This window comes from Streptomyces sp. NPDC048290, assembly GCF_040652095.1.
In the GTDB taxonomy this organism is placed as follows: Bacteria; Actinomycetota; Actinomycetes; order Streptomycetales; family Streptomycetaceae; genus Streptomyces.
The window spans coordinates 1-19,193 of sequence record NZ_JBEZLM010000004.1 but is presented as its reverse complement, the minus strand read 5'-3'; the positions used below and the strand labels follow the sequence as shown (position 1 = coordinate 19,193).

Below are 19,193 nucleotides of genomic sequence, written 5' to 3'. Positions count from 1 at the left end.
AGCACACCGCCACGACAGGGCGCGTGGCGACAGTCACCGTCATGCGAACCGACTCGCGGGCGCCCGTAGCGGGCGCCTCACCCCCCACCCTGCCGGCCCGGGAACACCTCCCGGCGGCGGCCGGAGCGCCGGTCCTCGATGTCGTGATCCCCGTCCACAACGAGGAGAAGGACCTGGAGCCGTGCGTACGGCGGCTGCACGAGCACCTCACCCGCACCTTCCCCTATCCGTTCCGCATCACGGTCGCCGACAACGCCTCCACCGACACCACCCCCGAGGTGTCCCGGCGGCTCACCGCCGAACTGCCCGCGGTACGCGCGGTCCGGCTGGAGCAGAAGGGCCGCGGCCGGGCCCTGCGCACGGTCTGGTACGGCTCCGACGCGCCCGTCCTCGCGTATATGGACGTCGATCTGTCCACCGACCTCAACGCGCTGCTGCCGCTGGTCGCGCCGCTGATCTCGGGCCACTCGGACCTGGCCATCGGGTCCCGGCTGGCCCGCAGTTCGCGGGTGGTGCGGGGCGCCCGGCGGGAGTTCATCTCCCGCTCCTACAACCTGATCCTGCGCGGCTCGCTCCAGGCCCGGTTCTCCGACGCCCAGTGCGGTTTCAAGGCGATCCGGCGCGAGGTCGCCCAGGTGCTGCTGCCGCTGGTGGAGGACTCCGGCTGGTTCTTCGACACCGAGATGCTGGTGCTCGCCGAGCGGGCGGGCCTGCGGATCCATGAGGTGCCGGTGGACTGGGTCGACGACCCCGACTCCACCGTGCACATCGTGCGGACCGCCGCCGACGACCTCAAGGGCGTGTGGCGGGTGGGCCGGGCGCTGGCCACCGGTTCGCTGCCGCTGGACCGGCTCACCCGGCCGTTCGGCGACGATCCGCGCGACCGTGAGCTGACCGATGTGCCCGGTGGGCTGGCCCGGCAACTGGTCGGGTTCTGTGTGGTCGGCGCGCTGTCCACGCTCTTCTATCTGCTGCTCTACACCGCCTTCCGGGGTTTCGCCGGGGCCCAGCCGGCCAACGCGCTGGCGCTGCTGGTGTCGGCGCTCGCCAACACCGCCGCCAACCGACGGCTCACCTTCGGGGTGCGCGGCCGGTCCGGCGTGATCCGGCACCAGGCGCAGGGGCTGGTGGTGTTCGGCATCGGGCTGATCCTGACCAGCGGTTCGCTGGCCGCGCTGAACGCGGCGAGCGGCGACCCCGGGCACTCCACCGAACTGGCCGTGCTGATCGCCGCGAACCTGGCGGCGACCGTGCTGCGGTTCCTGCTGTTCCGCATCTGGGTCTTCCCGGACCACCGCGAGCCGTACCCGGCGTCCGCGCCGGGCACACCGGGTACGCCGGGTACGCCGGGTACGCCGGGTACGCCGGGTACGCCGGGTACGCCGGGCGCGCCGGGTACGCCGGGCGCACCTGGTACGCCGGGTACGCCCGTCCCGTACCGCCCGCCGTCCTCGTACGGCCCGCAGACCGCCCCGGACTCCACCGTCCCGCCGCCCCTGCCCCGGCGCACGGGCCTGAACGGCACGCACCCCCAACCCCCGCCCCCGCACTCCCACCCCCCGCACGACACCCACCCGCACGCCCCCCACCCCCACGCCCCCCACCCCACGACGGAGCCGAGGAACGTCCGATGACGTCGACCACCACCCCCCACGACCCCACCTCGACCCCAGCCCCGCCCCCAACCCCGGTCGCGTCCGCCGCGCCCCGCCCCGCGGTCCCGCACCACCGTCCGCCCCTGCTCCGGCGGGTCTGGCGGGGGCGGCCCGAGGACCCGCGCTGGGTGCGCCCGGCGTTCCTGGGCGCGCTGGTCGTCATCGGCGCGCTCTACACCTGGAACCTGACCTCCTCCGGCTACGCCAACTCCTTCTACTCGGCGGCCGTGCAGGCGGGCAGCGAGTCCTGGAAGGCGTTCTTCTTCGGCTCGCTCGACGCGTCCAACGCCATCACCGTCGACAAGCCCCCGGCGTCGCTGTGGCCGATGTCGCTGTCGGTGCGGCTGCTCGGGCTGAACTCGTTCGCGATCCTCTTCCCCGAGGTGCTGATGGCGGTGGCCACGGCCGGTGTGCTGTACGCCGCAGTCCGCCGCCGGTTCGGCGCGGGGGCCGGGTTCGTCACCATGACGGTGTTCGCGCTCACCCCGGTCGCCGCGCTGATGTTCCGCTTCAACAACCCGGACGCCTCCCTCGCCCTGCTGATGGCGCTCGCCGTCCACTGCACGCTCCGGGCGCTGGAGCGGGCCCGCGCCCGGTGGCTGATGTGGGCGGGCGCGGTGATCGGGCTGGCGTTCCTGGTCAAGACGCTCCAGGCGTTCCTGATCCTGCCGGTGCTGGCGCTGGTGTATCTGCTCCTCGCACCGACGACCGTCCGCAAGCGGATCGGGCACCTGCTGCTGGCCGGGCTCGCGATGGTGGTCGCGGGCGGCTGGTGGGTGGCGGCCGTCGAACTCTGGCCCGCCTCCTCCCGTCCGTACATCGGCGGCTCGCAGAACAACTCCTTCCTGGAGCTGACCTTCGGCTACAACGGGCTCGGCCGGCTCAACGGCGAGGAGACCGGCAGCGTCGGCGGCGGCGGACGCGGCTGGGGCGAGGTCGGCTGGGACCGGATGTTCAACGCGAGCGTCGGCGGCCAGATCTCCTGGCTGATCCCGGCCGCGCTGATCCTGCTGCTCGCCGCCCTCTGGCTGGTGCGCGAGGCGCCCCGCACGGACACCGCCCGCGCGGCGTTCCTGCTGTGGGGCGGATCGCTGCTGATCACCATGGTGGTCTTCAGCTTTATGCAGGGCATCTTCCACGAGTACTACGTCGTCGCCCTCGCCCCCTATCTCGCGCCGCTGATCGGCATGGGCGTGGTGGTGCTGTGGGAGGAGCGCTCCCGTGCCTGGGTGGCGCTGGCCCTGGCCGCCGCGGCGACGGCGACCGCGGTCTGGGGGTACGTCCTGCTGAACCGCACGCCCGACTACCTGCCCTGGCTGAAGTGGCCGGTGCTGGTCGGCGGGCTGGTCGCCGCGCTGGGGCTGGTCTTCGTCACCCGGCTGGGCCGTCCGCTGGCCCTCGGGGTGGTGGGGCTGGGCGCGGTCGCCTCGCTGGCCGGGCCGACCGCGTACAGCCTGAGCACGCTGGACGTGGGGCACACCGGGTCGATCGTGACGGCCGGTCCGGCGGTCGAGGGCGCCCGGGGCGGCTTCGGGGGCGGCGGCAACGGCCCGAACCCACAGGGCGAGCAGACCGCGCAGGGCGCTCCCCCGGCGGGCGCCTTCAACCGCAACGGCACGGGCGGACCTCCGCAGGGCCGGACCGGCGGCGGTGGCGGCATGGGCGGGCTGCTGGACGGCGCCGAGGTCGGCACCGAGGCACGGCAACTCCTCGCGGACTCCGCCGGGTACACCTGGGCGGCGGCGGCCTCCGGCGCGCAGAACGCCGCGAGCTACCAACTGGCCGCCGGGGTCCCGGTCATGGCCATCGGCGGATTCAACAGCTCGGACCCGTCCCCGACGCTGGCACAGTTCCAGCGGTACGTGGCGGACGGGAAGATCCACTACTACATCACCGGCGGCGGCTTCGACGGCGGCGGCGGCGACGGCACCTCCGGCCAGATCGCCACCTGGGTGGAGCAGAACTTCACCGAGGTCACCGTGGGCACCAGCACCTTCTACGACCTGACCAGCCCGGTGTCGGCGACCACCGGCTGAGCCCGCCCCGCCCCAGGACAGGGTGCCCCGGAGACGAGCGGCTCCGGGGCACCCACCACCCCGCCCCCACCGTTCCGCCGGACGGCCGCACCGGGATGCCGGGAGGCGGCCCCCGGCTTTCAATGAAGGCGTGTCCAGCGCCCCGAACCGGCCGAGAACCGGCTTCCTGCAACGGCTCGGCGAATGGTGTGCCCGCCACTTCGTGATCGTGATCGTGGCGTGGCTGGCCGCGATGGGAGGTCTGCAAGGACTGGAGCACGCCTACGGCGGCACATACTCGGACGACTTCGCGCTCCCCGGCAGCCAGTCCCAGGACGGCATCGAGGTCCTCAAGGAGCACGACCCGGCGGCGGGCGGCTACAGCGCCCAGATCGTGCTGCACGACGCCGGACAGCCGCTCTCCACGCTCGGCTCCGAGATGGCGCAGACGGTCGGCGACCTGCAAAAGCTCCCGCACGTCCTGTCCGTGCAGAATCCGCTGACCGTGCCGTCCACCGACCCGCATATCGGCCCGGTGTCCACCGACGGCAGGACGGCCTACATCACCCTCCGGTTCGACGTCATGCCCTCCACCCTCGGCGCCGACTACCTGACCGGCGTCGACACCTCCGTACAGCCGCTGCGGGCGGCCGGGGCGGAGGTCGAGTACGGGGGATCGCTGGGCGAGCTGGCGCGGCCCAAGCCCAACGACCGGGTCAGTGAGCTGATCGGGTTCGCGGTGGCCATCGTCGTCCTGCTGATCGGCTTCGGCAGTGTGCTCGCCGCCGGAATCCCGCTGCTCACCGCGCTGGTCGGGGTGGTCACCGGGCTGGCCTGTCTGGGGCTGCTGGCCGCCGCCTTCACCTTCGCGACCGTCTCCCCGACCCTGGCCACCATGATCGGGCTCGGCGTCGGCATCGACTACGCCCTGTTCCTGATCACCCGGCACCGCCAGCGGCTGATCGACGGCGAGAGCCCGGTCCGCGCGGCCGGGCTGGCGAACGCCACCAGCGGCCGGGCGGTCCTGGTCTCCGGCTGCACGGTGATCGTGGCCCTGGCCGGGCTGTACGCCTCCGGCGTCTCCTTCATCGGCAAGCTGGGCGCCGCCGCCGCGGTCACCGTCGTCTCGGCGGTGCTCGGCGCGCTGACCCTGGTCCCGGCGCTGCTCGGGCTGATCGGCACCCGCATCGACCGCTGGCACGTACGCCGTCCGGTGGCCGAGACCGACGCCCCGCCCGGCGAGGCCCCACAAGGCATGTGGCACACCTACGCCCGCCGGGTCGAGCGCACCCCGCTGCGCTATCTCGCCGCCGGGGTCGCCACCATCGTGATCCTCGCCATCCCGGTGTTCTCGATCCAGCTCGGCCATATCGGCGACGGCGCCGACCCCACGTCCTTCACCGACCGGCGGGCGTACGACCTGATGACCGACGCGTTCGGACCGGGCTCCAACGGGCCGCTGACCGTCGTCGTGGACCAGTCGGCGGTGCCCGCGGACCAGCGTGCGGCGCTCGCCGCGCAGGCCCAGAAGACGCTGGACGCGGTGCCGGGCGCGGTGGCGGTCACCCCGCTCACCCCGGCCGGTGACGGGGACGTACTGCTGTCCACGGTCTACTCGGCCGTGTCCCCGCAGGACGCGGGCACCACCGACCTCACCAACCGGCTGGTGCACGACACCCTCCCGGCCGCCGTCGCCGGTACCCCCGCCCATGGCTATGTCACCGGGTCGACGGCCGCCCAGGTCGACTTCCGGGACCTGGTGGCGAACCGGCTGCCGCTGATCATCGCGGTCGTGGTGGGCCTGGCCTTCCTGATCATCCTGGCGGTCTTCCGGGGCCTGCTGGTCGCGGTGAAGGCGGCCGTCCTCAACGTCCTGTCGATCGCCGCCTCGTACGGGGTGGTCGTCGCGGTCTTCCAGTGGGGCTGGGGCGGTCCGGCGCTGGGCGTGGCGGGCAAGGTGCCGATCGAGAGCTATGTCCCGATGATGATGTTCGCGATCATCTTCGGCCTCAGCATGGACTACGAGATCTTCCTGCTCTCCCGGGTCCACGAGGGCTGGCTGCGCACCCATGACGCCAAGGCGGCGGTGGCGCACGCCCTGGAGATCACCGCCCGGGTGATCACCTGTGCCGCGCTGATCATGGTGAGTGTGTTCGCGGCGTTCATCGTCAGCGACAACATCGTGGTCAAGATGCTGGGCCTCGGCCTGGCGGTGAGCGTGCTCATCGACGCGACCGTCGTACGGCTGCTGCTGGTCCCGGCGGTGATGACACTGCTCGGCGAGCACGCCTGGTGGACCCCGAAGTGGCTGGACAAGATCCTGCCGCACATCGACGCGGAGGGGGAGAAGGTGGATCAGGGGGCGGGGACTACCTGATCCCGCCCGCCGCCGGGCCCCTTGTGATGGCCGTATGGCCTCATTCCGTCCGCCGCCCGCGCTCTCTAGCCTTGTCGTCACGGGGACGGCGGTCGAGGTCGAGGAGGGGGCGCGGATGGCCAGGGCCGAGCGGGGAGTGCGGGCCAGCGTCTGGCTGGTGGAGCGGGACACCCGGCGGGGCGCGCGCCGGCCGTCGCCGCTGGACCGGGAGCGGATCACCGCGGCGACGGTCCGGCTGCTGGACGCGGGCGGCCTCGACGCGTTCTCGATGCGCAGACTGGCCGCCGAACTGAAGGTCACCGCGATGTCCGTGTACTGGTACGTCGACACCAAGGACGACCTCCTCGAACTCGCGCTCGACGCCGTCTACGGTGAACTCGCCCTGCCCGAGGAGCGGGACGCGGACTGGCGTGGCCCGCTGCGCGCGCTGGCCACCGAGTACCGCCGGCTGCTGGTCCGCCATCCCTGGCTGCCCCCGCTGGCCGGCCGCTATCTCAACATCGGCCCCCAGGCGCTGGTCTTCGCCCGTCACATCCATACCGTGATGCGACGCGCGGGCCTGCCCGACGAGGGGGTGCCGGGCGCGATCTCGGCGGTCTTCCGGTTCGTGTACGGCTACGGCACGGTGGAGGGCCATTTCCTCGGCCGGGTCACCGACTCGGGGCTGACGCCCGACGCGTACTACCGGCAGGTGATGGACACCGTCGGCGAGCATCCCGGCACGGCCGAGGCGGTCACGGGCGCCCGGGACATCCTGGCCGCGCGGGGCGGCGCCACGGTGGCGGACATGCTGGACCGCGATTTCGCCTTCGCCCTGGATCTGCTGGTGGCGGGGATCGAGGCGATGGCCGCCCGCGCCCGGCAACAGGGAAGCGCCCTGGAACCGTGAGGCGCCGAGGAGCCAGGGGGCGCCAAGGAGCCGTGAGGCGCCCGGACCCGGCTACCTGGCGACCTGGCTACCCGGCCCCCTCAGCCCTCCTCAGCCCTCCTCAGCCCCCCTCGACCAGCCGGGCCGGAAACCCACCGGTCGCGACCGGCCCCCACCGCACCGGAGTGATCCGCAGCAGCGACTTGCCCTGACGGAGCATCGCCGCCCGGTACTCGTCCCAGTCCGGGTGCTCCCCGGCGATGTTCCGGTAGTACTCCACCAGCGGCTCCACCGAGTCGGGCGCGTCGACGACCTCCGCGGTCCCGTCCACCTGCACCCAGGGCCCGTTCCACTCGTCGCTGAGCACGATCACCCCGACCCGCTCGTCGCGCCGGGCGTTACGGGTCTTCGCCCGCTCCGGGTAGGTGGCGACGACGATCCGCCCGGCGTCGTCGACCCCGCAGGTCAGCGGCGATCCCTGCGGCCCCCCGTCGGCCCGCCGGGTGAGCAGGATCGCCCGGTGCCGGGGCCGTACGAAGTCCAGCAGCTCGGCGCGGGAGACGGGGGTGTTCGTCGCGATGTCGGGTGCCATACGGGCAGCCTAGGCGCCGGGCGCCTCGCCGGTCGGCGACTCCCCGGGCAGTGTCTCCCCGGCCCCGGTCAAGGACTCGCCCCGGACCACCTGTACGTCCAGCCGGACCTTCAGCGTCGTACCGATCGCCGTGATGCCCGCCCGGACGACCTGGTTGTAGTGCAGCGCGAAGTCGTCGCGGCGCAGTGCGGCCGTGGCGCGGAACGCGGCGCGGGTGCCGCCCCACGGGTCGGGACCCGTCCCGAGGTGGACGAGGTCGAGGTCGACCGGCCGGACGAGCCCGCGCAGCGCGAGGTCGCCGTGCACGGTCCAGCGGTCGTCCCCGGCCGGGGAGAGCCCCGTCGAGCGGTAGGTGATCTCCGGATGGCGCCCGCTGTCCAGGAAGTCGGGGGAGCGCAGATGGCCGTCCCGGGTCCCGTTGCCGGTGTCGATGGACGCGGCCCGGATGACCGCCGTCACCCGGGACTTGGCGATCTCGTCCGGCGCGATCTCCACCGTCCCGCCGAAGTCGGTGAACCGGCCGTGCACGCTGGAGATCCCCAGATGCTGGGCGACCACGCCCACCGTGGAGTGCGCGGGGTCGATGGTCCACAGCCCCGGCGACGGCAGCGCGCTACCGCCCTGCCGGGCCAGCGTCAGCGTGCCCAGCTCGGCCCGGCCGCTCGCGGTGACCAGCGCGCCGCGCGCGGCGGGCGCGTAGCCGACGGCCGTGACGAGCACCGTGTACGCCCCCGGCGCCAGCGCGTTCCCGTCCCGTACCGCCCCCTCGGCGTCCGCCTCGGCGCGCAGCACCTGCGTACCGGACGCGTCCAGCACCGTGACGGCGGCGCCCGGCACGGCCCAGCCGTCCCGGGTCCGGACCAGTGCGCTCAGTCCCATCGCGACTCCCCCTCGGTGTGCGGTCGGTGCCCGGTCATGCGCCCGGGTGGGCGAGGTCGATGTCGTGGTCGTCGACCCCCTGCCCGGAGACGGTCAGCGAGGTCGCCGACGGGGGATAGCCCGTCGCGACGACCGTGTACGCGCCGCCGTCCAGATCGGTGAAGGCGTACGCCCCGTCCGGGCCGGTGGTCGCGGAACGGATCACGTTCCCGGCCGCGTCGACCAGGGTGACCCGGGCGTCGGCGAGCGGCCCGTGCGGGGCGCGGACGATCCCGCGGACCCGGGCCCCGGCGTCGAGGGCGACCTCGGTCCGCGTGACCCCGCCGCCGATCTCCACGGGCAGGGCGCGCGGCCGGAACCCGGCGGCGTTGACGGCCAGGGTCACCGTCCCCGGCACCAGCTCGTCGAACCCGAACTCGCCCTGCTCCCCGCTGCTCCGACTGGCCAGCAGATCCCCCCGCACATCGGTCACCACGACCATGGCCCCCACGACCGGCAGCCCGCCCACAGCGGCCCGCACGACCCCGCTGAGCCCACTGGTCCCACTGAGCCGGATGTCGTACGAGACCGGCTCGCCGTCCACCGAGATGGTCGACGCCTGCGGCTGGAACCCGTCGGCGGAGGCGATCAGGACATACGATCCGGCGCCGGGCGCGTCCAGCGCGTAGCCGCCGTCGGACCGGGCGACCGCACGGCCGAGCTGGCGCCCGCCCAGCGAGATCAGCGTGACGGCGGCCTGCGGCACGGGCACACTCTCGGCCCCGTGCACGAAGCCGCGCACGGGAGTACCGCCCGAGGGGACGGAGGCGGAGGTGGGCCCCGGCCGGGCCTCCACGCCGGACGCGCCGACGGCCACCACCTCAAGGGACTTCTCGAGGCCGCCCTCGTTCTCGGCGGCGGCCTGGGCCAGCGCCCCCTGGGTGCGCAGCGGGACCTCCTTGATGAACAGGGCGCAGATCAGGGAGAGCAGCGCGACCGGCGCCGCGTAGAGGAAGACATCGGCGATCCCGCTGCCGTAGCTGCTCTCCAGGAGGGTGCGGATCGGGCCGGGCAGGCTGTCCAGGTCGGGGAGGGAGCCGTTGGTGTCGCTCGCGCCGCCCAGCGCGGCGGCGGACCGGGGGTCGAGTGCGGCGGCGCCCTGCTGGACGTAGTGGCTGATCCGGTGGGTGAGGATCGCGCCGAGCGCGGAGACCCCGATCGCGCCGCCCAGCGAGCGGAAGAAGGTGACGACGGAGCTGGCGGCGCCGAGATCGCCCGGGGCGACCTGGTTCTGGGTGGCCAGCACCAGGTTCTGCATCATCATGCCGACCCCGAGCCCGAGCAGCGCCATGAAGACGCCGACCCGCCAGTACGCGGTGTCGTACTCGATGGTGCCGAGCAGCCCCAGCCCGGCGGTGATCAGCACACCGCCGGTGAGCAGCCAGCCCTTCCAGCGTCCGGTGCGGGTGATGACCCGCCCGGAGACGGTGGAGGACACGAAGAGACCCATGATCATCGGGATGGTGAGGACCCCGGACATGGTGGGCGACTCGTTCCGGGCGAGCTGGAAGTACTGCGAGAAGAAGATGGTCCCCGCGAACATCGCGATGCCGACGAAGAGCGAGGACAGCGAGGCGAGGGTGATGGTCCGGTTGCGGAACAGCCGCAGCGGAATGATCGGCTCACTCGCCCGCGCCTCCACCGCCACGAACACCAGCAGCAGCCCGATCGTCCCCCCGACCATGGCGTACGTCTGCCAGGACACCCAGTCGTACTTGTCCCCGGCGAAGGTGACCCAGACCAGCAGCAGACAGACCGCGGCCGTGATGAAGAACGCCCCGGCCCAGTCGACCTTCACCCGCCGCTTGACGACGGCGGGCAGATGCAGGGTCCGCTGGAGCACGACCAGGGCGACGACGGCGAACGGCACACCCACGTAGAAGCACCAGCGCCAGCCGAGCCAGTCGGTGTCGGTCATGACCCCGCCGATCAGCGGACCGCCGACCATGGCGGTGGCGAAGGTGGCACCGAGATAGCCGTTGTACCGGCCGCGTTCGCGCGGCGAGATCATCGCCGCCAGGATGATCTGGGCCAGCGCCGACAGCCCGCCCATGCCGATGCCCTGCACGGCCCGGAAGGTGATCAGGGTCGCCGGGTTCTGCGAAAGACCGGCCGCCGCCGAACCCAGCACGAATATCACCAGGGCGATCTGGATCAGCAGCTTCTTGGAGAACAGATCGGCGAGCTTGCCCCACAGCGGGGTGGAGGCGGTCATCGCGAGCAGCGAGGCGGTGACGACCCAGGTGTACGCGCTCTGGCCGCCGCCGAGGTCCTTGATGATGTCGGGCAGCGCGTTGGAGACGATCGTGGACGACAGGATCGCCACGAACATGCCGAGCAGCAGCCCGGTGAGCGCCTCCATGATCTGCCGGTGCGACATGGGCTCCCCGTGGACGGCTCCCCCGCCTCCCCCGTGCTTGGCATGGGCCCGCACACCGGCCGGTGTGGTCGTTGCCATGGACTTCCTTTTCTCTTGCTGCCGTTCGTCGGTCAGGTGTTCGCGGTCGCACGCGCCCGGACGTCCCCGAAGCTGGCCCGCAGCCGGGCCATCAGCCGGGTCAGTTCACCGACCTCGTCGTCGGTCCACTCGCTCAGCCGCTCGGCCAGCAGCGCGGTGCTGCGCCGCTGCAACTCGTCCAGCACGGACCGCCCGTCGGGGGTCAGCCGCAGGATGCGGGAGCGTTTGTCGGCGGGGTCGCAGGTGCGTTCGAGGAGCCCGCGGTCGGCGAGATGGGCCACATGCCTGCTGGTCACGGACATGTCGACGGCCAGCAGCTCGGCGAGCCGCCCGATCCGCAGATCCCCGTGCTCTTCGACCACCAGCAGCGCGGCCACCGATCCGGCCGGGCAGGAGGACGACAGATTCCGCGCCAGTTCCCGCTTCACCGCGCCCACGGCACTGAGCTGCCGGGCCAGTTCGGCGTACCGCGTCGGCTCCGCCATCGGGCCACCCTCCCCTTTTCGTTGCTTCAGGCAACAATAGGGATAATTGGTTGCTGAAGGCAATCAAGAGGATGCTAGGGGCAGCAAAAATTTGGCAAAGGCAAGTATTGCCGGGTGTAAAGGGGCTGGTGAGGCGCGAGGTCTCTCATGGGCGGATCGTGCGACCGGACGCCTCAGGCCCGCCCCCCAGCCCGCCCGGCGGTTCCCGATGGACCGGCCCCGCCCTCCCCGCCCGACCGGCGGTTCCTGACGGGCCGGGCCCAGCCCCCTCAAGCCCGTCCGGCGATTGAGGACGAGGCCGTCCAGGCCGAAGGGGGGTCTGGGGGCACAGCCCCCAGGAATCCCAACGCCGCCCACCCAAAAACACCGCTCACCGAACCCCGCTTAGGCCAGCGCCAGCGACTTCGCTAGGGTCTCGGACCATGGCCAACTCCCAGAACCCCCACGGCACCCCGGACCCCGCGGGCAGCACCCAGATGTTCCGCGCCTTCGTCGACGACCCCCAGGGCAGCCGCCCCCAGCAGACCTCCTCCGGCCCCAAGCTGGGCCTGATCATCGGTGTGATCGCGGCGGTCGTGATCGTCGCGGCGGTCGCCTGGCTGGCGCTGAAGTAACGCTCCCTCCCGGGGCGGCCGTCACCGCGCGCGCTCGCCCTCCCGGGGGATGAAGACCGGCTCGGCGCCGGGGTACGCCACCGTCACCTCGTGTTCCAGATGGGCGCCGAGCATCAGCGCCCCCTCCCAGAACCGGTCGACGCACACGGTCCAGGTCTTCGTCACCCGTGCCCCGGCCCGGATCGGCGCCGGCAGCGGCTCGGCCGCCTCGAAGGTCGCCCAGTCCACTCCCAGCGCGCCGATCACATGGGTCCCGAACGTCACCGTGCCCGAAGCGACCGCGCTGCCGCCGGTGTTGTGGAAGGCGAGGGTCACGTCCTCGCAGTACCGCTTGCCGGTGGCCGCGACCACCGGTTCGCCGACGCCGAGCACGGCGGGCCCGGCCGACCCGGTGGGCGACGGCGACTGCGGCGGCCGGGGGCGAGGGGACCCACCACCCGGTACGGCCGTGGACGGGTCGGCTGACGGCCGAGGGGACGCACCGGACGTCTCACCGGACCCGGAAGCCCCACCGGAACCCGCAGCCGCACCGGAACCGGCCGAGGATTCAGCCGAGGGACCGACCGGGGAACCAGCGGGGGAACCGGCCGAGGATTCAGCCGAGGAACCCCCGCCGGAAGCCCCCGCAGCCCCCCGCGCACCCCCCACCGCGCCCCCGGACCCCTCCCCCGCCCCGGCGGGCCCGCCCGTCCCCGAGGGGTCCAGCGGCACCAGCCGTACCTCCGCCGACGCCTCGCCCCCCGTCGGCGTACGTCCGCCGCCCGCGCCGACCGCCACGAACCCGCCGCCGCCACCGCCGCCGCACGCGGCCAGTGCCGCGCCCAGACACACAGCAGCCGCCGACGCGCCGATCAGGGCGCGCCGACGGCCGGTGGTCAGGACCGTCGAAATCGATGAAACCGACGAAACCGTCGAAATCAACGCAACCGTCGAGACCGCTCGCTGTATCGCGGGAAGCATCGGGCCATGGTCGCTGACGATCCATCAGAAAGGAAGGGTCGCGCGCCTCGCCCCGAGGGCCCGGCTCAGTCGGAGATCAGCCCTTCGCGCAGCTGCGCCAGGGTCCGGGTGAGCAGCCGGGAGACATGCATCTGGGAGATGCCGACCTCCTCGCCGATCTGCGACTGGGTCATATTGGCGAAGAAGCGGAGCATGATGATCCGGCGCTCGCGCGGCGGCAGCTTGGCCAGCAGCGGCTTGAGCGACTCGCGGTACTCCACGCCCTCCAGCGCCGTGTCCTCGTAGCCGAGGCGGTCCGCGAGGGAGCCCTCGCCGCCGTCGTCCTCCGGGGCCGGGGAGTCCAGCGAGGACGCGGTGTACGCGTTGCCGACCGCGAGGCCGTCGACCACGTCCTCCTCGGAGACACCGAGGACCGAGGCCAGCTCGGTGACGGTCGGGGAGCGGTCCAGCTTCTGGGACAGCTCGTCGCTGGCCTTGGTGAGCGCCAGCCGCAGTTCCTGGAGGCGGCGCGGGACGCGCACGGACCACGAGGTGTCCCGGAAGAACCGCTTGATCTCCCCGACGACCGTCGGCATCGCGAAGGTCGGGAACTCCACGCCCCGCTCGCAGTCGAACCGGTCGATCGCCTTGATCAGCCCGATCGTGCCGACCTGGACGATGTCCTCCATCGGCTCGTTGCGCGAGCGGAACCGGGCCGCCGCGTACCGCACCAGCGGGAGGTTCAGCTCGATCAGGGTGTCCCGGACGTACGCCCGCTCGGGGCTCTCCTCGGAGAGCGCGGCGAGGCGCAGGAACAGGGAGCGGGACAGCGTGCGGGTGTCGATGGCGCCCGAGGCGGCCGGGAGGGCCGGTGCCGGGTCGGCCGCGAGGGCCGAAGAGGCGTCCATGGCCGGCGTGGCGTCGATGGCGTCGATAGGGACGATGGGGACGAGCGTGTCGAGCGCCTCGGGCGCCGCGTCGCTCTTCGTCAGCGTGAGCACCTTCGAGCTGCCCTGGTCTGCGGACATGCCACCCCCTTTGGGTCGCGGGACGGTCGTGGCCACTCCTCTGCCGAGGAGCGCAGCCTTCACCTGAATACCGGAGCCGGAGCCACGGCAAACGCGCTTCCGGCAGAATGTCACATGTCGGCAACACGCTGTAGTGACATGTCGACATGCGAGACGCGAATCGGCCCTGGAAAGAGGCGGTGTGACGGTGTTTCAACCCGATTCCGATGCCAACATCCCTGGTGAGCGATTCGCTCGTGGCGGTGATGGGTCGCTCTGGCTTTCGGTTGTGCGCCGGTCCACTTCCCGGGCTCTTCCGTATCCGCCCGTCCGGGTCCCCGGCGGCCCCCGGCGGCTCCGCTCCGGTTACCGCGCGGCGGCCCAGCCGGTCACGCGTCACCGGCCGCTCCGGTTCCCGGTGCGCCCGGTCGGGTGCCGGGCGTCAGGCGTCGATCCGGTTGGCGGTGCGCAGCCGCTGGAAGCTGCGCGCCAGCAGCCGTGAGACATGCATCTGGGAGACCCCGAGTTCCGCGCTGATCTGGGACTGGGTCAGATTGCTGTAGTACCGCAGCAGCAGAATTCGCTGTTCGCGTTCCGGAAGCTGGACCAGCAGATGCCGTACGAGATCCCGGTGCTCGACCCCGTCGAGAGCGGGGTCCTCGTAGCCGAGGCGGTCGAGGAGTCCGGGCAGGCCGTCGCCCTCCTGGGCGGCCTCCAGCGAGGTGGCGTGGTACGACCGCCCGGCCTCGATGCAGGACAGCACCTCGTCTTCGGAGATCCGCAGCCGCTCGGCGATCTCGGCGGTGGTGGGGGAGCGCCCGAAGGCGGTGGTGAGGTCCTCCGTCGCGCTGTTGACCTGGACCCACAGCTCATGGAGGCGGCGCGGTACATGGACCGTGCGCACATTGTCGCGGAAGTACCGTTTGATCTCCCCGACCACGGTCGGCATGGCGAAGGTGGGGAACTGCACACCGCGTTCCGGGTCGAACCGGTCGATGGCGTTGATCAGCCCGATGGTGCCGACCTGGACCACGTCCTCCATCGGCTCGTTGCGGGACCGGAAGCGGGCGGCGGCATAGCGCACGAGCGGGAGATTGGCCTCGATGAGCGCCCCGCGCACGCGGTTGTGCTCCGGCGTACCCGGCTGGTGCTGTTGCAGCTCGCCGAAGAGCACCTGGGTGAGCGCCCGGGTGTCCGCGCCCCGGCTGCTGCGCTGCGGGGCACCGCCCGCCGGACCCTGGCCGGGGGCTTGAGCAGGGGTGACGGCGGGGGCGGGGGCGCTCGCCGGGGACTCCTGGGGCGGTGCTTGAGGCGCAGTACTGGCCGGCACGGTCAACTCCACCTCGTAATCTGTCAACTCATTCGTCAAAAGCGGTCATAGCATCACAAGACATGTGCACCGTGTGCAAGCACCGCATTACGCCGTGTTGAGGCTGAGTTGGGTCGCGAGGCGCGGTAGAGCCGGGGGAGAGGCGGGGAAAGGGGCAGGGAAAGGGCGGCGGAAGAGCCGGGAAAAGGGCAAGGAAAAGGGCAGGGGAAAGCCCTCCGCCGTGGTGGCGAAGGGCTTGATGACCAGAGGAACCAGGGGACCCAGGGACCCGGGGGCCGTGTGCCGCCGTCGGGATCGGGGTCCGGGTCGGTCAGATGTCGGTCAGATCTCGAAGTCGGCGACCACCCAGGTGGCGACCGCCCGCCACAGGGCCACGCCCGCCTGGTGGTCCGGGTGCTCCAGATAGCGCCGGAGGGCGGCGGGGTCCTCGACGACCGAGTTGATCGCGAAGTCGTAGGCGATGGGGCGGTCGCTGATGTTGCGGCCCAGCTCCCACTCGCGCAGTTCCTCGATCCGGTCGTCCAGGCCGTCGAACGACGCGACGGCGGCGGCGACCCGGGGGTCGTCCGGCGAGACGCCCTCGTTCAGCTTGAACAGCACCAGGTGGCGGATCATGACTTCCCTCCGTTGACGACCCAGGTCATGAAGTCGCCGATGGCCTTGGCGGCGTTCGAAATGCCCTCGAACCCTACCTGGACGTAGTCCGCGGCCTTCGCCGGGTCCGTGATGATCAAGTACAGCACGAAGACCACGACTACGTAGACGGCGATCTTCTTCGCGTTCACCGCCACCGCGGCCTCCCCTGTGACCCTTGACTGTGATCTCGGCTGTGATCTCGGCTGTGACCTTCGTCGCTGCTGACGGCGGTGAGTGTAGCTTCAGGTCTGATTTGAGGACCAACGGCCCAACCGGTGGGGCCGTTTGCCGCCATCCGCCGGGCGGCGGCGCGGGCCACCCTGGAGTGGTGGCCGGGCGGTTCTGGCAGGAGTCCGCGGCGGCCAGGGACGGACCCCCACTGCGGGGTACGCGCCATGTCTCCCCGTGACCGGCGTGTACTTGAGGGTCCGTCCCCGCCGGGGGAGACGGCCGATCCCCCGCGACCGTCTCCCCCGACCCCCTGCGTGAGACATGCGAGAAGGGCCCCATCTTTCGACGGGGCCCTTCTCGTTGGCTGGCGGTAGCGGAGGGATTTGAACCCTCGGTGACTTGCGCCACACTCGCTTTCGAGGTCTGTTCGTGCTGGTCAGGCGGTCATGCGGGGTCGTTCAGGCCCGTTCACGCCAGTACCGGAACTCGTCCCTGCGGACGGCTGTGAACGGCTCCGGACGGGGGTGAATGAGACGGAAACTGAGACGGGAGGTGTCCACCGCTGGCGCCTCCCCTGTGCCTCAGGCGGCAAAGGGGAGCCGGGCGGGGGCGGGTGTGCGGTCCGTGAATCCGTGCTCAGTCGGACGCGCGGCGCGCTGTGCAAGCCACCCGGATACCCGGGGCCCCCCGTTCACTGCCGTGCCTTCCCACACCGTGCGGACGTGGGCAAAACCCTGGCCGAGGTAGTACCGCTGTAGAGCTGTGTTCGTCGTCCACGCGTCGAGCCGGACCCAGCGCGCCCCTGCCCGGTGGGCTCGATCTCCAGCCCAATCGAGCAGTCGAGCGCCGAGCTGCCGTCCTGCGTACTCACGGGTAACCGTGAGCTTGTTGACGAACATGGAAGGCTCGGCCAACTCGTCCGCGGTCCACAAGCCGTCTTCGGCATCTGGGGTGAGAGTGATGGTGCCCGCCGTCGTGTGCCCATCGCGCAGCATGAACACCGTGCCCGCCTCAACCGTGGCCAGCAGTTTGTCTGCTGGGTAGGGGCGGCTCCACTGGTCTGATCCGCGTCCTCGTATCCAAGTGGCGGCCTCCTGGCGGAAAGTCAGGAGCTTGGCTACGTCATGGGGCTCTGCGGGGGTGATGATCACGTGTTCTCGCTCCGGGCGCCCAGGTCGCCAATCTCGTAGTTCATCCGGTTCAGGTCGCCGCGAAACGTCGTGATGGTGCACCGGATCGGCCGGTCCGCCGAGTAGCCGGTGCGTGTCCAGAGCATCACCGGCACACCAGGGCCGATCTCCAGAAGGTGCGCTTCCTCCGGGGTCGGCATCCTGGTCTCGATCTCATCGAAGTACCCGATCTGTTCGATGCCCCGAGCGGCCAGGTAACGCGTCGTCCCTTCCTCAATGTCTCCGGGTTCTGCCAACCGTGGCGACTCATCTACCAGCCACGACGGATAGTAGGTGGCCTGAGTGGACCAAGGAACGTCGTCCACGTAGCGATGACAGAACCGCAATACGGCCGTAGTGCCAGCGCTGACCTTGAGGCGGTCGGCAAGGTCTTCTGAGGCGGGCAGCACTTCGACTCGGAACGTCTGGTGTGGCGTGCGGCCGGCGTTGGTCACGTCTGTGTTGTACGCGTCCCCGTTCTGGGGGAAGTCCAAGTTCTCGAACTTTGAGGCGTTGAGCTGAAACACCTCGTGCGACCGTACGTCGTACCCGAGTCCCTGGCTGGACGTGATCAGCCCCTCGCCGACCAGCAGACTCAATCCGTTTCGGATCGTGTTCCGCGATGCGCCGAAGCGCTTCATCAGATCACTCTCGGACGGCAGTCGCTCGCCCGGCCGGTACGTCCTATCTGCGATTTCTCGGCGTAGAGCGTGTGCCACCTGGCGGTACTTCGGCTGCATCCTCATGCCTCCATCATGACGCACTCGCTCAACTTGTTGGTACATGTAGGCCCAATCCTCTTGACGGCTCACGGTCGGTGGGTGCACCATCACTGCATCAGCTTGTACCAACAAGCTGAGCAAGAGGTGCAACACCATCAAGTGTGCCCTCTTGCGCTGACAGCGCCCGGAGGAAAGCCCGCAGGGGTGATTACGAAGGAAGCGTCCGTTGGTTGAGAACTGAACAGTGACTAGATCGACGGGGACTCACGCCCCGTCCCCGCAACGGCCCGGGTGACGGCCGCTGGCAGCCACTTCGTGGCAGGCGTACGTGGCCTGTCCTGCGTGTCAGCTCTGGAGAAGCACGGTCCGGATCATCCCTCCCTTTCTGGGAGGTCAACCGGGCCCGTGTCCACCTGGTGCGCGCTGCCCTGCTTGGCGTCAGAGCAGTGACGATGACGTGCCCGATTCCCCGGCTCGGGGCCGGTCCGCTGTGGCAACGGCGGACCGGCGAAAGCCGTGTCCCTGCGATCTGCGGGAGGTCGGCATGAGCCGACGACATACCAGGGTGCCGCCGGACGGACCGGACGGTCGGCGCCTGCACAGTCCTTCCGGTCCGCTCTGGCTTCGCAGCTTTGACGCTGCGGTCGGCTGCCTCTCCCGCCTGTCCGTCCGGCGCGCTGCGCTGGGACGTACAGGCGGGGGCGCGGGGAGCCGAGCACGAGCCCGGCTCGACACAAGAGCGGCCCCGGGGGGCAACCCGGGACCGCGGCAGGCACCTGATGTGGAGGCGCCCGGTGACGAGTCTGACAGATCGAGAGCGCGAGGAGCTCTCGCGTAAGAACGCTGAAGCGAACAAGCGCAGCGAGGATGCGGCATGTGTGCGGGGTGGTCGGTGATGGCCGCCGCTGAGCACGAGAGGACCAAGCCGCCGTTGCCGGTCCGTCCGCCGCGTCCGCACCCGCATGTGGGGGTGTGCTGATGGCGACCGATCCGGCCGCGTGGCACCTCCAGTCGGCGGGTGACGCGCTGGCCGCCGATCTCGGGCGGATGGACCCCGCACCCGCCCCGGCTGAGCTGGCATGGCAGCAGGAGGAGATCCGGACCGCCTACGCGGATGCCGCCCGCCTGACCGACCAGCCCCGCTAGTGCTGTGACCGGATAGGTTCGCCGGGTTGGTCAGGCGGCGGTGGTGAGGGGGCGTCCGCCCCAGCGGATGCCTTTCTCGCTTCGTATGCGG

The 19,193-nt window shown here is 71.3% G+C and carries 17 protein-coding genes; 6 read left to right on the top strand and 11 right to left on the bottom strand.

Annotated features, from left to right (window positions below; translation table 11 throughout):
• Positions 1-41: 41 nt before the first annotated feature.
• The 4 genes from AB0D49_RS07235 (at position 42) to AB0D49_RS07220 (ending at position 6,936) form a co-directional block, all read left to right on the top strand.
• Positions 42-1,634 (top strand): bifunctional glycosyltransferase family 2/GtrA family protein, encoded by a 1,593-nt coding sequence (locus tag AB0D49_RS07235; RefSeq protein WP_362752198.1) that lies wholly within the window; start codon positions 42-44, stop codon positions 1,632-1,634.
• Positions 1,631-3,691 (top strand): glycosyltransferase family 39 protein, encoded by a 2,061-nt coding sequence (locus AB0D49_RS07230; RefSeq protein WP_362752195.1) that lies wholly within the window; start codon positions 1,631-1,633, stop codon positions 3,689-3,691. Before AB0D49_RS07235 ends, AB0D49_RS07230 begins: the two co-directional genes overlap by 4 nt.
• A 130-nt stretch (positions 3,692-3,821) precedes the next feature.
• Positions 3,822-6,047 carry an MMPL family transporter gene (locus AB0D49_RS07225; protein WP_362752192.1) on the top strand — a complete coding sequence of 742 codons (2,226 nt, stop codon included), beginning with the start codon at positions 3,822-3,824 and terminating at the stop codon, positions 6,045-6,047.
• Positions 6,048-6,162: 115 nt separating this feature from the next.
• Positions 6,163-6,936, top strand: a complete 774-nt coding sequence (locus AB0D49_RS07220) for a TetR/AcrR family transcriptional regulator (protein ID WP_362753388.1) — start codon at positions 6,163-6,165, stop codon at positions 6,934-6,936.
• A 100-nt stretch (positions 6,937-7,036) separates the two neighbouring features.
• Here AB0D49_RS07220 and AB0D49_RS07215 read toward each other — a convergent pair whose 3' ends face one another.
• Genes AB0D49_RS07215 through AB0D49_RS07200 form a run of 4 tightly spaced genes read right to left on the bottom strand, consistent with a single transcriptional unit; the run spans position 7,037 to position 11,368 of the window.
• Positions 7,037-7,507, bottom strand: coding sequence for a PPOX class F420-dependent oxidoreductase (locus tag AB0D49_RS07215; protein WP_362752189.1), 471 nt, complete (start codon positions 7,505-7,507; stop codon positions 7,037-7,039).
• A gap of 9 nt (positions 7,508-7,516) precedes the next feature.
• On the bottom strand, positions 7,517-8,386 hold the full coding sequence (locus AB0D49_RS07210) for a YceI family protein (RefSeq protein ID WP_362752186.1): 870 nt from the start codon (positions 8,384-8,386) through the stop codon (positions 7,517-7,519).
• Between the two features lie 34 nt (positions 8,387-8,420).
• A complete protein-coding gene (locus AB0D49_RS07205) occupies positions 8,421-10,883 on the bottom strand; it encodes an MFS transporter (protein WP_362752183.1) in 2,463 nt (820 codons plus the stop codon).
• Between the two features lie 32 nt (positions 10,884-10,915).
• A complete protein-coding gene (locus tag AB0D49_RS07200; protein WP_362752179.1) occupies positions 10,916-11,368 on the bottom strand; it encodes a MarR family transcriptional regulator in 453 nt (150 codons plus the stop codon).
• A 422-nt stretch (positions 11,369-11,790) separates the two neighbouring features.
• On the opposite strand from AB0D49_RS07200, the gene AB0D49_RS07195 reads away from it, so the two are divergent.
• Positions 11,791-11,982, top strand: a complete 192-nt coding sequence (locus tag AB0D49_RS07195) for a hypothetical protein (RefSeq protein WP_362752176.1) — start codon at positions 11,791-11,793, stop codon at positions 11,980-11,982.
• Between the two features lie 21 nt (positions 11,983-12,003).
• Here AB0D49_RS07195 and AB0D49_RS07190 read toward each other — a convergent pair whose 3' ends face one another.
• The 7 genes from AB0D49_RS07190 to AB0D49_RS07160 form a co-directional block, all read right to left on the bottom strand.
• Positions 12,004-12,354 carry a hypothetical protein gene (locus AB0D49_RS07190; protein WP_362752173.1) on the bottom strand — a complete coding sequence of 117 codons (351 nt, stop codon included), beginning with the start codon at positions 12,352-12,354 and terminating at the stop codon, positions 12,004-12,006.
• Between the two features lie 653 nt (positions 12,355-13,007).
• Positions 13,008-13,949, bottom strand: coding sequence for an RNA polymerase sigma factor SigF (locus tag AB0D49_RS07185; protein WP_362752170.1), 942 nt, complete (start codon positions 13,947-13,949; stop codon positions 13,008-13,010).
• Positions 13,950-14,370: 421 nt separating this feature from the next.
• Positions 14,371-15,258 (bottom strand): RNA polymerase sigma factor SigF, encoded by an 888-nt coding sequence (locus AB0D49_RS07180; protein WP_362752167.1) that lies wholly within the window; start codon positions 15,256-15,258, stop codon positions 14,371-14,373.
• Between the two features lie 321 nt (positions 15,259-15,579).
• Positions 15,580-15,873 (bottom strand): Dabb family protein, encoded by a 294-nt coding sequence (locus AB0D49_RS07175; RefSeq protein WP_362752164.1) that lies wholly within the window; start codon positions 15,871-15,873, stop codon positions 15,580-15,582.
• Positions 15,870-16,049, bottom strand: a complete 180-nt coding sequence (locus AB0D49_RS07170; protein WP_362752161.1) for a hypothetical protein — start codon at positions 16,047-16,049, stop codon at positions 15,870-15,872. Before AB0D49_RS07170 ends, AB0D49_RS07175 begins: the two co-directional genes overlap by 4 nt.
• Positions 16,050-16,646: 597 nt before the next feature.
• On the bottom strand, positions 16,647-17,216 hold the full coding sequence (locus tag AB0D49_RS07165; RefSeq protein WP_362752158.1) for a GNAT family N-acetyltransferase: 570 nt from the start codon (positions 17,214-17,216) through the stop codon (positions 16,647-16,649).
• Positions 17,213-17,980 (bottom strand): GntR family transcriptional regulator, encoded by a 768-nt coding sequence (locus tag AB0D49_RS07160; protein WP_362752155.1) that lies wholly within the window; start codon positions 17,978-17,980, stop codon positions 17,213-17,215. The genes AB0D49_RS07165 and AB0D49_RS07160 overlap by 4 nt, the downstream gene beginning before the upstream one ends.
• 954 nt (positions 17,981-18,934) lie before the next feature.
• Here AB0D49_RS07160 and AB0D49_RS07155 point away from each other — a divergent pair.
• Positions 18,935-19,102 carry a hypothetical protein gene (locus AB0D49_RS07155; protein ID WP_362752152.1) on the top strand — a complete coding sequence of 56 codons (168 nt, stop codon included), beginning with the start codon at positions 18,935-18,937 and terminating at the stop codon, positions 19,100-19,102.
• Positions 19,103-19,193 lie beyond the last annotated feature (91 nt).

Coding starts and splice junctions, on each gene's coding strand:
- AB0D49_RS07200 (WP_362752179.1), bottom strand. CDS start 11,368: ATGGCGGAGCCGACGCGGTACGCCGAACTGGCCCGGCAGCTCAGTGCC.
- AB0D49_RS07215 (WP_362752189.1), bottom strand. CDS start 7,507: ATGGCACCCGACATCGCGACGAACACCCCCGTCTCCCGCGCCGAGCTG.
- AB0D49_RS07160 (WP_362752155.1), bottom strand. CDS start 17,980: ATGAGGATGCAGCCGAAGTACCGCCAGGTGGCACACGCTCTACGCCGA.
- AB0D49_RS07185 (WP_362752170.1), bottom strand. CDS start 13,949: ATGTCCGCAGACCAGGGCAGCTCGAAGGTGCTCACGCTGACGAAGAGC.
- AB0D49_RS07235 (WP_362752198.1), top strand. CDS start 42: ATGCGAACCGACTCGCGGGCGCCCGTAGCGGGCGCCTCACCCCCCACC.
- AB0D49_RS07195 (WP_362752176.1), top strand. CDS start 11,791: ATGGCCAACTCCCAGAACCCCCACGGCACCCCGGACCCCGCGGGCAGC.
- AB0D49_RS07175 (WP_362752164.1), bottom strand. CDS start 15,873: ATGATCCGCCACCTGGTGCTGTTCAAGCTGAACGAGGGCGTCTCGCCG.
- AB0D49_RS07210 (WP_362752186.1), bottom strand. CDS start 8,386: ATGGGACTGAGCGCACTGGTCCGGACCCGGGACGGCTGGGCCGTGCCG.
- AB0D49_RS07230 (WP_362752195.1), top strand. CDS start 1,631: ATGACGTCGACCACCACCCCCCACGACCCCACCTCGACCCCAGCCCCG.
- AB0D49_RS07220 (WP_362753388.1), top strand. CDS start 6,163: ATGGCCAGGGCCGAGCGGGGAGTGCGGGCCAGCGTCTGGCTGGTGGAG.
- AB0D49_RS07155 (WP_362752152.1), top strand. CDS start 18,935: ATGGCGACCGATCCGGCCGCGTGGCACCTCCAGTCGGCGGGTGACGCG.
- AB0D49_RS07205 (WP_362752183.1), bottom strand. CDS start 10,883: ATGGCAACGACCACACCGGCCGGTGTGCGGGCCCATGCCAAGCACGGG.